The organism is Streptomyces sp. NPDC041135, assembly GCF_055592085.1.
The window spans coordinates 69,682-82,230 of sequence record NZ_JBVIYZ010000006.1; the positions used below are offsets into that span (position 1 = coordinate 69,682).

The 12,549-nt window shown below is 72.9% G+C and carries 10 protein-coding genes and 1 tRNA gene; 6 read left to right on the forward strand and 5 right to left on the reverse strand.

Annotation, left to right across the window (positions count from 1 at the left end; translation table 11 throughout):
- Positions 1-142 precede the first annotated feature (142 nt).
- From ACZ6CZ_RS16105 to ACZ6CZ_RS16115, 3 genes are all read left to right on the forward strand, one after another.
- Positions 143-1,183, forward strand: coding sequence for an SGNH/GDSL hydrolase family protein (locus ACZ6CZ_RS16105; RefSeq protein ID WP_469020719.1), 1,041 nt, complete (start codon positions 143-145; stop codon positions 1,181-1,183).
- A gap of 276 nt (positions 1,184-1,459) precedes the next feature.
- On the forward strand, positions 1,460-2,680 hold the full coding sequence (locus tag ACZ6CZ_RS16110; protein ID WP_469020722.1) for an acetyl-CoA C-acetyltransferase: 1,221 nt from the start codon (positions 1,460-1,462) through the stop codon (positions 2,678-2,680).
- 282 nt (positions 2,681-2,962) lie between these two features.
- Positions 2,963-3,748, forward strand: a complete 786-nt coding sequence (locus ACZ6CZ_RS16115) for a hypothetical protein (protein ID WP_469020724.1) — start codon at positions 2,963-2,965, stop codon at positions 3,746-3,748.
- An 89-nt stretch (positions 3,749-3,837) separates the two neighbouring features.
- On the opposite strand, the gene ACZ6CZ_RS16120 is transcribed toward ACZ6CZ_RS16115, so the two are convergent.
- Complete coding sequence (locus ACZ6CZ_RS16120) at positions 3,838-4,149, reverse strand: hypothetical protein (protein WP_469020726.1); 312 nt, start codon at positions 4,147-4,149, stop codon at positions 3,838-3,840.
- Between the two features lie 104 nt (positions 4,150-4,253).
- Between ACZ6CZ_RS16120 and ACZ6CZ_RS16125 the strand changes: the two genes are divergently transcribed.
- Positions 4,254-4,484, forward strand: a complete 231-nt coding sequence (locus tag ACZ6CZ_RS16125) for a DUF4287 domain-containing protein (RefSeq protein ID WP_469020729.1) — start codon at positions 4,254-4,256, stop codon at positions 4,482-4,484.
- Between the two features lie 118 nt (positions 4,485-4,602).
- Here the strand turns inward: ACZ6CZ_RS16125 and ACZ6CZ_RS16130 are convergent, their stop codons facing one another.
- The 3 genes from ACZ6CZ_RS16130 to ACZ6CZ_RS16140 all read right to left on the reverse strand — a co-directional run bounded on the left by ACZ6CZ_RS16130 (position 4,603) and on the right by ACZ6CZ_RS16140 (position 7,107).
- On the reverse strand, positions 4,603-5,478 hold the full coding sequence (locus tag ACZ6CZ_RS16130; RefSeq protein WP_469020731.1) for a Bax inhibitor-1/YccA family protein: 876 nt from the start codon (positions 5,476-5,478) through the stop codon (positions 4,603-4,605).
- A gap of 181 nt (positions 5,479-5,659) precedes the next feature.
- On the reverse strand, positions 5,660-6,835 hold the full coding sequence (locus ACZ6CZ_RS16135; RefSeq protein ID WP_469020734.1) for a 4-hydroxybenzoate 3-monooxygenase: 1,176 nt from the start codon (positions 6,833-6,835) through the stop codon (positions 5,660-5,662).
- Between the two features lie 186 nt (positions 6,836-7,021).
- Positions 7,022-7,107: transfer RNA gene (locus ACZ6CZ_RS16140), tRNA-Leu, on the reverse strand.
- 400 nt (positions 7,108-7,507) lie between these two features.
- On the opposite strand from ACZ6CZ_RS16140, the gene ACZ6CZ_RS16145 reads away from it, so the two are divergent.
- Positions 7,508-8,317 (forward strand): ABC transporter ATP-binding protein, encoded by an 810-nt coding sequence (locus ACZ6CZ_RS16145; RefSeq protein ID WP_469020737.1) that lies wholly within the window; start codon positions 7,508-7,510, stop codon positions 8,315-8,317.
- Complete coding sequence (locus ACZ6CZ_RS16150; protein ID WP_469020740.1) at positions 8,317-10,845, forward strand: ABC transporter permease; 2,529 nt, start codon at positions 8,317-8,319, stop codon at positions 10,843-10,845. The genes ACZ6CZ_RS16145 and ACZ6CZ_RS16150 overlap by 1 nt, the downstream gene beginning before the upstream one ends.
- Positions 10,846-10,935: 90 nt before the next feature.
- Here ACZ6CZ_RS16150 and ACZ6CZ_RS16155 read toward each other — a convergent pair whose 3' ends face one another.
- The gene (locus ACZ6CZ_RS16155) at positions 10,936-12,228 is read right to left on the reverse strand and encodes a class I SAM-dependent methyltransferase (protein WP_469020743.1); all 1,293 of its coding nucleotides are present in this window, start codon (positions 12,226-12,228) and stop codon (positions 10,936-10,938) included.
- Positions 12,229-12,549: the final 321 nt, after the last annotated feature.

Here is a 12,549-nt window from a genome sequence, read left to right on the forward strand (position 1 = left end):
GCAAAAAGAGTGGTCGTAGTGGTCTCGCCAGCCTAAGGCCCGGCGCCGGGCCGAGGCCGTCCTTCACTCCCCGTCGAGATTGGCACACGGTCGGTACGGGGCAAGGAGTGGGTGTACGGCTGAGTGGAGGTGACGGCGACGCATGACGAGCATGTCGAGGGCGCGGGTGGCCCGGCGGATCGCGGCCGGCGCGGCATACGGCGGGGGCGGGGCCGGGCTGGTGGGCGCGGCGGCCGTCGGCCTGGTGCTGGCCGAGCTGCGGCTGGCCAAACGGCACGTGGGCAACGGCGGCGGCGGGGGGCGGGTCCCGGTGGCGGACGGGGTGTACGGCCATGCCTACGACGTCCCGGGTGAGCCGCCGCTGCGGCTGACTATGCTCGGTGACTCCACGGCGGCCGGGCAGGGCGTGCACCGGGCGGGCCAGACGCCGGGCGCCCTGGTGGCGTCGGGTCTGGCGGCGGTGGCGGAGCGCCCGGTGGAGCTGCGCAACGTGGCCCTGCCCGGCGCCCGGTCCGACGACCTCGACCGCCAGGTGGCGCTGGTGCTGTCCTCCCCCGCGCCCTTCCCCGACGTCTGCGTGATCATGATCGGCGCGAACGACGTGACCCACCGGATGCCGCCCACCCGCTCGGTACGGCACCTGGCGGCGGCGGTCCGGCGGCTGCGCACGGCCGGTGCCGAGGTCGTCGTCGGCACCTGTCCCGACCTGGGCACGATCGAGCCGGTGCAGCAGCCGCTGCGGTGGCTGGCCCGGCGGGCCTCGCGGCAGCTGGCGGCGGCCCAGACGATCGGGGTGATCGGGCAGGGCGGCCGGACGGTGTCGCTGGGCGACCTGCTGGGCCCGGAGTTCGAGGCGAACCCGCGGGAGCTGTTCGGCCCGGACAACTACCACCCCTCCGCGGAGGGGTACGCGACGGCGGCGATGGCGGTCCTGCCCACGGTGTGCGCGGCGCTGGGGCTGTGGCCGGCCGAGGAGGAGCGCCCGGACGTCTCCCGCCGCGAGGGCTTCCTGCCGGTGGCGCGTGCGGCCGCGGAGGCCGCCTCGGAGGCCGGTACGGAGGTCACGGCGGCGCTGCCGACGGGGCCGCGCGGCCCTTGGGTGCTGCTCAAGCGGCGGCGCCGGCGCCGGGTCTCCGAGACGGCCCCGGTCCCGTCCCTCCAGCCCTTGTCGCCGCCGGAGTAGCGCGCGGGGTGCCCGGGCCGCGGGCATGGGCGCCGCTTCCGTACGTACGGGCGCCCCAAACCGTGCGGCACGGGCGTCCGGGCCGTGCGCTGGGGCGCCCGGGCGCCCCGGTGGGTCCCCGGGGCCCAGCGGCCCGAGTCGTGGCCGGAACGGGACCACCGACAAAGCAAGCGCTTAGAAAGTGCGTCCAGTGTCACACCGCCACACCAGTGACCGGCTCGATACGGCCGGGTAACTTCCCACTCAGCCCTGCCGAATCCGTTGTTTGGAGCCGTGATGCCCGAAGCCGTCATCGTCTCGACCGCCCGCTCACCGATCGGTCGCGCCTTCAAGGGCTCCCTCAAGGACCTGCGCCCCGACGACCTGACCGCCACGATCATCCAGGCGGCCCTCGCGAAGGTCCCCGAGTTGGACCCCAGGGACATCGACGACCTCATGCTCGGCTGCGGCCTCCCCGGCGGCGAGCAGGGCAACAACCTGGGCCGGATCGTCGCCGTGCAGATGGGCATGGACCACCTGCCCGGCTGCACGGTCACCCGTTACTGTTCCTCCTCGCTGCAGACCTCCCGCATGGCGCTGCACGCGATCAAGGCCGGTGAGGGCGACGTCTTCATCTCGGCCGGCGTCGAGATGGTCTCCCGCTTCACCAAGGGCAACTCCGACAGCCTGCCGGACACGCACAACCCCTTCTTCGCCGAGGCGGAGGCGCGCACCGCCGCCGTCGCGGAGCAGGAGGGCACCACCTGGCACGACCCGCGCGAGGACGGCCTGGTCCCCGACGCCTACATCGCGATGGGCCAGACCGCGGAGAACCTCGCCCGCTCCAAGGGCGTCACCCGCCAGGACATGGACGAGTTCGGCGTCCGCTCGCAGAACCTCGCCGAGGAAGCGCTGAAGAACGGCTTCTGGGAGCGGGAGATCACCCCGGTGACGACTCCCGACGGCACGGTCGTCAGCAAGGACGACGGCCCGCGCGCCGGCGTCACGCTGGAGGGCGTGCAGGGCCTGAAGCCGGTCTTCCGCCCCGACGGCATGGTCACCGCCGCCAACTGCTGCCCGCTCAACGACGGCGCCGCCGCGCTGGTCATCATGAGCGACACCAAGGCCCGCGAGCTGGGCCTGACCCCGCTCGCCCGCATCGTGTCCACCGGCGTCTCGGGCCTGTCCCCCGAGATCATGGGCCTCGGCCCGGTGGACGCCTCCCAGCAGGCCCTGCGCCGCGCCGGTCTCACCATCGACGACATCGACCTGGTCGAGATCAACGAGGCGTTCGCGGCCCAGGTGATCCCCTCCTACCGCGACCTCGGCATCGACCTCGACAAGCTGAACGTCAACGGCGGTGCCATCGCCGTGGGCCACCCCTTCGGCATGACCGGCGCCCGCATCACCGGCACGCTCATCAACTCGCTCCAGTTCCACGACAAGCAGTTCGGCCTGGAGACCATGTGCGTCGGCGGCGGCCAGGGCATGGCGATGGTCATCGAGCGCCTCAGCTGACCCCACCGCGTGACGGTCGCCGAACCCACGGTGACCCCTCGGCCCGGCGTACGGAACTGACCCGAACGCCGGGCCGATTTGTGATCCAATCTCCCTCAGGATGTGACCTATATCCCTCGGTAGAGCCGTCTGCGCAGGTCAGACCAGGTGCGAGTAGCGCGTGGACCGACACCGGGACCAAGACCCTGTCCGATTCGTGACGCTACGCACTGACAGGTGGTTAGTCCACCCTTCAAGCTGATGTAGGAAGTCGGGGGTCGACTGTGAACCGGGAGTACGTCAGTGAGCGCCATGCCCATCGCCTTGCTGCTCACCACGGCCGCCACCGGCGGCGTGGGCGTCGCCGTCCTGCGCAGCGTTCTGGTGCTGCGCCGTCAGGTGGCGGAGCTGCACACCCAGCTGGCCGAGAGCCGGGCCGCCGCCGCCACGCGGGGCCTGCTGCCGGCGGCCCGCACGACGCCGGACGCCGAGGAGATACGGACGGCCGTCGCCGAGGCGCTGGCCGAGGAGCGTGAGCGGGAGCTGGCGGAGGCCCGTGCCTTCTGGGCGGCCCAGGAGGCGCGTGACGTCTCCGACGCGCCCACCCTGCTCGGGCTGACCGACGGCGACCTGTTCATGCCGCGGCAGAGCGACTTCGCCGGCCTGGAGACGGTGTCCGAGCCGTCCGCGGACAGCGACGAGTTCGCCGGGGAGTCCCCGGACCTGGCCGCCGCCCGCCGCCGCCACCCCTCGCACCCGGACTTCGTGCCGGTGCAGTCCCCGCTGGTCAACGACCACGAGCGCACCGTGACGACGCTGGAGGAGCTGGCCCAGGCCCGCACCCCGCTCGCCGACGTCCGCCCCGGCCCGCTCGGCACGCTGGACGTCTACGTCTTCGCCGACGGCACCACCCTGTGCATGACGCCGGGCCACCGGGAGACCGCGGAACACCTGGCGGCGGCGCTGCGCAAGGGCGAGTTCCCGTACCTGCTGGGCGGCTCGGGCATCTCCGGCGCCTACACCCTGACCTTCGCGTGCGGCGAGGAGAACGTCTACATCCTGGCGGACCGGGTCATCGCGTCGCTGTGACCGCGCGGTGCGACGCTCCGGCGCCGCACCCCCCGCTCCCCCGGGCGCGCATCCCGCTCCCGGCGGCCTGACCTCCCGCCGCCCGGGTCTCACACTCCCGCCCGCTTGCGGGCCTCCTCCACCAGCCGGACCGCTTCCTCGACCTCGCCGTCGCTGGTCAGCACCATCGCCAGGTCGTGCCCGGCGACGGTGATCTGGTCGGCGGCGGCGAACATGCCCGCGTCCGGCATCTCCCGCGGTTCCCGCCCGGGGTCCTCGCGCAGCTGCGCCCGCCGCGCCAGGTCCCTCGCCACGCCCAGGGCCTCGGCGGCCGCCCCGCGCTGGAGCCGGCTCTGCGGCGCCGCGCGCAGCCGGTCGGCGAAGTGATCCACGGCGCGCGTCAGAGGTGTCGTGTCAACCACGCGGTGAGCGTAACGCGTCGCGGCCGCACTGTTGCCAACACGCGGGGGCTCAGGCACGGTGACCTGAAGGACCGGCTTACATCCCTTTGCGTCCGGAGGCGCCGATGTCCCATGTCCTCTCGCAGGAGACCCACCGCAACATGCTCGCCCGCATCCCCCACTGCACCGGTCGTGAAGTCGCCGACTGGCTGCGCACCGTCGAGGAAGGCCCGGCCCTCTTCCGCTTCGAGGAGAAGGTCAGCTGGCTCCGGCACGAACACAACCTGGCGTACGGCCACGCCAAGGCGCTCATCCACGAGTACGACCTGAGAAGGGCGGCGCGCAAGCTGCTCTAGGGCCTGTCCCCACTCGCGCGCGGCCGCGCACGGGCGGAGGAACGCCGAGAACGCCGAAGGGCCCCGGCGGTAACCGGGGCCCTTCCGACGTCGCGTGGCCGGCCGGGGCCGGCGCCGGTCAGTCGTTGCTGCTGAAGATCGCCACCAGCCGCAGCATCTCCACGTAGATCCACACCAGGGTCAGGGTGAGGCCGAACGCGGCCAGCCAGGCCTCGTTGCGCGGGGCGCCGTAGGCGATGCCGTCCTCGATCTGCTTGAAGTCGAGGGTCAGGAAGAAGGCGCCGAGCAGGATCGCGAAGATGCCGACGACCGCGCCGAGGGGACCGAAGCTGCGCAGCCCGCCGTTCTCGGCGACGCCGAACGCGACCAGCAGCAGGTTCACCGCCATCACCAGCACGAACGCGATGGCGATGGCCATGCCGATGCGGGCGTAGCGGGCGGTGACCCGGATCCAGCCGGCCCGGTAGACCAGCAGGGTCGCGGCCGAGACCGCCATCGTGCCCAGGACCGCCTGGAACGGGGCGCCGCTCCACCGGCTGTTGTACATCTCGCTGATCACGCCGAGGAAGACGCCCTCGAAGGCGGCGTACCCGAGGATGAGGGCGGGCGACGGCGTGCGCCGGAAGCTCTGCACCAGGGCCAGGACCATCGCGATGATCGCGGCGCCGAAGGCCAGTCCGTAGCTGGTCGTCGAGACCGGCAGCAGCACCCAGGCGAGCACCGCGCCGACGGCGACCACGCCGAGCGTGGTGGCCGAGCGCAGGACGACGTCGTCCATCGTCATCCGGCCGGTGCCGGCCGGCGCCTGCGGCGGGGCGCCGTACTGCGTGTCCTGCTGGGCGTACGGGTTCTGGCCGTACGGGTTCTGCGCGTACGGGTTCTGCGCGTAGGGGCCGCCCTGGGCGTACCCGGCCTGCGGCGCGGTGTTGAAGTCCGCGTAGCCGTTGTCGCGGCTGAAGCCCCGTCGCGAGAAGACCGGGTTGCTGCTCCTCATTTCACTCCTCCATGGCCACCCTCTGTGGGCCTTGGCTCAAGAGTAATAGGTTGGCAAAGGATAGTCCGTAGTACTTGGGGAGGATCTTTCCCTCACCATGCTGCGCAACACGCTACGCGGCCGCCCGATTCCCGGCCACAAAGGCCCCGGCCATCCGGTCCCGCGGGGCATCCCCGCCGCCTCAGTCCAGGGGGAAGCCCGTGTAGGCCTCGGCGAGGTCGGTCTCGGCCGCGCGGGAGGAGGCGATGCGCTCCAGCCGGGCCAGCGCGAGGCGGTCCTCGAAGGCGGTGGCGTCGGGGGCCCGGTGCAGCAGGGTCGTCATGTCGTAGGAGAACCGCTCGGCCTGCCAGACGCGGCGCAGGCAGCTGCCTGCGTAGGCGTCGAGGAGGGCCGGGGAACCGGTCCCCTTCTCGTGAGCCAGGGCGCGGGCGAGCGTGACGACGTCGCCGACGGCGAGGTTGAGCCCCTTTGCGCCGGTCGGCGGCACGATGTGGGCGGCGTCGCCGGCCAGGAAGAGGCGGCCGTGGCGCATCGGCTCGTGCACGAAGGACCGCATGGGCGTGACCGACTTCTGGGTGATCGGCCCGCGCTCCAGCCGCCACCCGTCCTCGGTCTCGAAGCGCCGCTCCAGCTCGTCCCAGATCGCGTCGTCGCCCCACTCCTCGGCGTCCGTCCCGGGGGGCACCTGGAGGTAGAGGCGGGAGACGGACGGGGACCGCATGGACAGCAGGGCGAAGCCGCGCTCGTGGCGGGCGTAGACCAGCTCGTCGTGGGAGGGGGCGACGTCGGCGAGGATGCCCAGCCAGGAGTAGGGGTAGCTCCGCTCGAAGACCCGGGACAGGGAGGCCGGGAAGGCCTGCCGGGACACGCCCCAGAACCCGTCGCACCCGACGGCGTACGCGCACTCCAGAACGCCCTCGCGCCCCTGGTGCCGGAAGGGGATGCGCACCCGGTCGCCCTCGGCGCCCTCGACGGCCAGCGCCTCCGCCTCGAACAGCAGCGGCCCGCCGTCCTTCAGGTGCAGCTCGACGAGGTCCTTGCAGACCTCCGTCTGGGCGTAGACCGTCACCGACCGCCCGCCGGTGAGCGCGGGGAAGTCGACGCGGTGGCGTCTGCGCTCGAACCGCAGCTCGATCCCGTCGTGCCGCAGCCCGACCCGGTCCATCCGCTCCCCGGCCCCGGCGGCCCGCAGCACGTCCACCGTCCCCTGCTCCAGGATGCCGGCGCGCTGGCGCTGCTCGACGTACTCCCGGTCCCGGCTCTCCAGGACGACGGAGTCGATCCCGGCGCGGTGCAGCAGCCGCGCGAGCAGCAGCCCGGCGGGCCCGGCCCCGATGATCCCGACAGTGGCGCGCATGGGGCCGCCCCCTTCTCCCGACCCCTCCCGGGGTTCGCGTGGTCTGCTTGCTTCACCTTGCCGCTTGTTCGTGTGGTGAAAAATTCTTCACTCACATCCGGAGAGTGTCCGGCGACACGGACCGACTGTCAACGAGGTGCGGGTCGCCGGCGGAGGGGAACGTCTTCGACGGGCGGCGTGGGGCGGTGGTGCCCGGAACCGGACTTGAACCGGTACGCCCGCGAGGGGCAGCGAGGTTTAAGCTCGCCGTGTCTGCATTCCACCATCCGGGCAGGCCATGGGCTCCGCTTGCGAGGTCTCGACCCTATCGGGATACGCCCCCCGAACAGCGGCGCGGTTGACCGATGTTGTCTTATTTTATTGATGTCTGAGGGTGCATCAGCCCGGGGAACGAGCCATCCGCACTTGCCAATAGCGTGACGCGGCGTGGGTGCGCGCGTACGCGGAATGACGGAATTTCACCGCTTGAACAAGGGGGCTCCACCTGTTCTTGCCCTCCGCGCGTGCCGGTCCCCGAGGTCCGTGTCATCCCCAGGTATGACGCGGCGGCGGCCGGTGCGACCGCAGTCGCCCCCCGGAACCGGATCAGCGGCTGACTTCAGAGGCCGGGGCGGGCCGCAACGATGGACGGGTCCCAGCAACCACCGTCCCGCCCGACAGGAGCACCTCCCCGTGACCACCACACCCACCGCCGCCCGGACCACCGCCGTGGCCGCACGCGCCACGGAGCTGTCCAAGACCTACGGACAGGGTGAGACCCAGGTGGTCGCCCTGGACCGGGTCACCGTCGAGTTCCGGCAGGCCGAGTTCACCGCGATCATGGGGCCGTCCGGGTCGGGCAAGTCCACGCTGATGCACTGCGTGGCCGGGCTGGACACCTTCTCCTCGGGGTCGGTGCGCATCGGCGAGACCGAACTGGGCTCCCTGAAGGACAAGCAGCTGACCAGGTTGCGCCGGGACAAGATCGGCTTCATCTTCCAGGCCTTCAACCTGCTGCCGACGCTGACCGCCCTGGAGAACATCACCCTCCCGATGGACATCGCCGGCCGCAAGCCGGACCGGGAGTGGCTGGAGCGGGTCATCGCGATGGTGGGGCTCGCCGACCGGCTGCGCCACCGCCCCTCCCAGCTGTCCGGCGGCCAGCAGCAGCGCGTCGCCGTCGCCCGGGCCCTCGCCTCCCGGCCCGACATCGTCTTCGGCGACGAGCCGACCGGCAACCTCGACTCCCGCTCCGGCGCCGAGGTGCTCGGCTTCCTGCGCAACTCGGTGCGCGAACTGGGCCAGACGGTGGTCATGGTGACCCACGACCCGGTGGCGGCGGCGTACGCGGACCGGGTGGTGTTCCTGGCCGACGGGCGCGTCGTCGACGAGATGCGGCGGCCGACCGCCGCAGGCGTCCTCGACTTCATGCGGCAGTTCCCCGGCGGCAGCGCGGGGACCGCCGAGGCCGCCGGGGCCGACGTGAAGGGTCTGGCCGGCTGATGTTCCGCACCGCCCTGCGCAACGTGTTCGCGCACAAGGCCCGGCTGCTGATGACCGTGCTCGCCGTGCTGCTCGGCGTGGCCTTCGTCTCCGGCACGCTGGTCTTCACCGACACCATCTCCGCGGCCCTGCAGAAGAGTTCCGCCAAGGGCTACGACCACGTCGACGTCGCCGTGCGCGCCAAGACCCGCCCGGACCGCGGCGACACCGTCGGCCGGACCCCCGAGCTGACCCGGGCACTGCTGGACCGCAGCGCCCGGGTGCCGGGCGCCGCCGGGGCCGTCGGCGTGGTCGAGGGGTTCACCGCCATCGCCGGCAAGGACGGCAAGCTGATCGGCGGCGGCTTCCGCTCCGAGGGCGGCAACTACTGGGGCACCCACGACCCGCGCTACCCGCTGACCGACGGCACCGCCCCGCACGGCCCGCACCAGGTGCTCATCGACGCCCGGACCGCCGAGCGCGCCGGCTACCGGGTCGGCGACACCGTACGCATCTCCGTGGACGGCCCCGTCCTGACACCGACCGTGTCCGGCATCTTCACCACCGACGACGGCAACGTCGCCGCGGGCGGCAGCCTCGCCCTGTTCGACACGGCCACCGCCCAGCGGCTGTTCGGCAAGCCCGGCACCTACGACGAGATCGACGTCCGCGCGGCCGCCGGCACCGGCCAGTCGGTGCTGAAGGCCCGGCTCGACCGGGCGCTGCCCGCGGGGCTGACCGAGACCACCACCGGCAGCCGGCTCGCCGCCGAGCAGGCCCGCACGATCGCGTCGTCGATGAGCGGCCTGAAGCAGGGGCTGCTGGTCTTCGCCGGTATCGCGCTGTTCGTCGGCACGTTCATCATCGCCAACACCTTCACCATGCTGGTCGCCCAGCGCACCCGGGAGCTGGCGCTGCTGCGGGCGGTCGGTGCCTCCCGGCGCCAGGTCACCCGGTCGGTGCTGATCGAGGCGTTCGCCGTCGGCGCCGTCGCCGGGGTCACCGGTCTGGTCGCCGGCATCGGCATCGGCGCGGGGCTGCGCGCGCTGATGGGCACGCTCGACGCGAGCGTGCCCGACGGGCCGCTGATCGTCGCCCCGGCCACCGTGCTCACCGCCCTCGCGGTCGGTGTCGTCATCACCGTGCTGGCCGCCTGGCTGCCCGGCCGCCGCGCCGCGAAGATCCCGCCGGTGGCGGCGATGAGCGCCGTGCACGCCAAAGCGACCACCAGGTCCCTGGTGCTGCGCAACACGCTCGGCGCGCTGTTCTCGGCGGCCGGTGCGGCGGTGGTCCTGGCGGCCACGACGATGGACGGCTCCGACGGCCAGGCCCCGATGGGGCTGGGCGCGGTCCTGCTCATCACCGGCGTGTTCGTGCTGACCCCGCTGCTGTCCCGCCCGCTGATCGCGGCCGCCGCCCCGGTGCTGCGGGTGTTCGGCGTCGCCGGCCGGCTGGCCCGCCTGAACTCGGTGCGCAATCCGCGTCGCACGGCCGCCACCGCCTCGGCGCTGATGATCGGCCTGACACTGATCACCGGCATGACGGTGATGGCGGGCAGCCTGCAGAAGTCGATCGACGCGATGGCCAGTGCGGCGCTCCGCGCGGACTACGTGGTCTCCATGGCCAACGGCAACCCGCTCTCCCCCGCCGTCGCCCGGAAGCTGGCCGCCACCGACGGCGTCACGGCCGCCGGCCCGATGCAGGACGCGGCCGCCCGCGTCGACGGCCGCGGCGAGCAGCTGACGGGCGTCGACGGCACGACGATCGGCGAGCTGACCGACCTGACGGTCGACGACGGCACCTTCGCGGTGGGCGGCTCCCGGGTGGTCGTCGACGACGGCACCGCCGAGGCGCACGGCTGGACGGCGGGCTCCCGGTTCACCGTGCACTTCGAGGACGGCGAGCGGCGCCGGATGACGGTGGCCGGGGTCTACGAGGGCAACGCGATGCTCCGGCAGATCCTGATCGACGACGCCGTGCTCGCCCCGCACCGGTCGGCGAGGACGGACACCACGGTCCTGGTCAAGACGGCGGGCGGCGCCTCCGACGCGACCAAGGACAGGCTGGAGAAGGCCCTCGGTTCCAATCCGGCGATCCGGGTGCAGGACAAGAAGGACCTGTCCGACGAGATCGCGAAGACCTTCACGCTGATCCTCAACATGGTCTACGGCCTGCTCGCCATGGCGGTGGTCGTGGCGGTCCTCGGGGTCGTCAACACCCTGGCCATGTCGGTGTTCGAGCGCTCGCAGGAGATCGGCATGCTCCGGGCGATCGGGCTGGACCGCGGGGCCGTCAAGCGGATGGTCCGGCTGGAGTCGCTGGTGATCTCCCTGTTCGGCGGGGTGCTGGGTCTCGGCCTCGGCGTCTTCTTCGGCTGGGCGGCCGGTGAGTTGCTCGGCACCCGGATGCCGACGTACGAACTGGTCCTGCCGTGGGGCAGGATGGCGCTGTTCCTGCTGCTGGCGGCCGCGGTCGGCGTCCTGGCCGCGCTGTGGCCGGCCCGCCGGGCCGCCCGGCTGAACCTGCTGGCGGCCATCAAGGCGGAGTAGGCCGAGTAGGCGGAACGAAGGTCGCGGGCCGGGGCCCCGTCCGCCGGGAGGCGGCGGGGCCCCTCGCGTCCCGGCGGACGGGCCGGTGCCTCAGGCGGTCCAGGCGCGGGAGCGCAGCGGCAGTCCCGGCTCCCCGGACTCGGGGGTGCGCAGTGCCAGGACCTGGTTGACGCCGATGCGGTTGTGCTCGAAGGCGAGCGCGGAGGCGGCCATGTACAGGCGCCAGACGCGGGCGCGGGCCGGGCTGGTGAGGCGGACCGCGGTGTCCCAGCCGGCCTCCAGGTTGGCGACCCAGCGGCGCAGGGTGAGGCCGTAGTGCTCGCGGATCGCCTCCACGTCCCGGACCTCGAACCCGGCGCGCTCCAGCTGGGTGACGGTGGTGCCGACGGGGGCGAGTTCGCCGTCGGGGAAGACGTAGGCGTCGATGAACTCGTTGACGCGGTACGCCTCCTCGTCGCGGTGCGGGCGGCGGGCGATCTGGTGGTTGAGCAGCCGTCCGCCGGGCTTGAGCAGCGCGTACAGGGCCCGGGCGTACTCCAGGTAGCGGTCGGCGCCGACGTGTTCGGCCATGCCGATGGAGGAGATCGCGTCGTAGGGGCCGTCTCCGACGTCCCGGTAGTCCTGGACGCGGATCTCCACGCGGTCGGTCAGGCCCTCCTCGGCGACGCGCTTGCGGGCGTAGGCGGCCTGTTCCTGGGAGAGGGTGATGCCGACGACCTCGGCGCCGTGCTCGCGGGCGGCGTGGATGGCCATGGAACCCCAGCCGCAGCCGACGTCGAGCAGGCGCTGACCGGGCTTCAGGCCCAGCTTGCGGCAGACCAGTTCGAGCTTGTCGCGCTGGGCGTCCTCCAGGCGGCCGTCCGGGGTCTCCCAGTAGGCGCAGGAGTACACCATGGAGGGGCCGAGGACGAGTTCGTAGAAGTCGTTGCCGACGTCGTAGTGGTGGCTGATGGCCCGCCGGTCGCTGTGGCGCGTATGCAGGTGGCGGCGCTTGCGGACCTCCTCGCGCGGCGGCGCGGGCGGGATGGGCGGCCCGGCGAGCTTCAGCAGCTCACGGCCGGCGGCCCGGACCGCGGGATCGGCCAGCGCCTGGGCGAGGGTACGGTCGTCCTCGCCGCGCTCCCAGACGAGGCCGGAGATGGCGTCGAGGGCGGTGTACAGGTCACCCTCGACCTCCAGGTCCCCGGCGACCCAGGCGCGGGCCAGACCCAGCTCGCCGGGTTTGAACAGCAGCCGGCGCAGGGCGCGGCGGTTGCGCACGACGAGCACCGGCGCGCCCGGCGGGCCGGACTGGGAACCGTCCCAGGCGCGGATCCGCAAGGGGAACAGCACTCCCAGCAACTGCTCGGCAACACTCGTCAGCCGCGACGCGGCGTCGGCCATGGCTACCTCCGTCAAGGACATCGGCCCACTCGATCCGTCTCGTCCGGACTCCGGGCTCCGGACCTCCGGGAAAACGATCGCGCACGGGCACGGCATTCCCCGCCATCCGGCCCGGCCGACACGAGGCCGGTGGCTCACTCGATCGCCGGGGGGCGTTCGACGGCCAGCGGCTCACCCGTACGCACCCGGGCTCACGCGGGCACAGTCGCGCGGGACCCGCACGCTCGCGCGTGCCTCGCACGCTCGCGCCGGACCCCGCGCCCCGCGCCGGGACCCGCGTCCTCCCGCCGGGACTCGCGTCCACCCTGCCGGGACGCACCT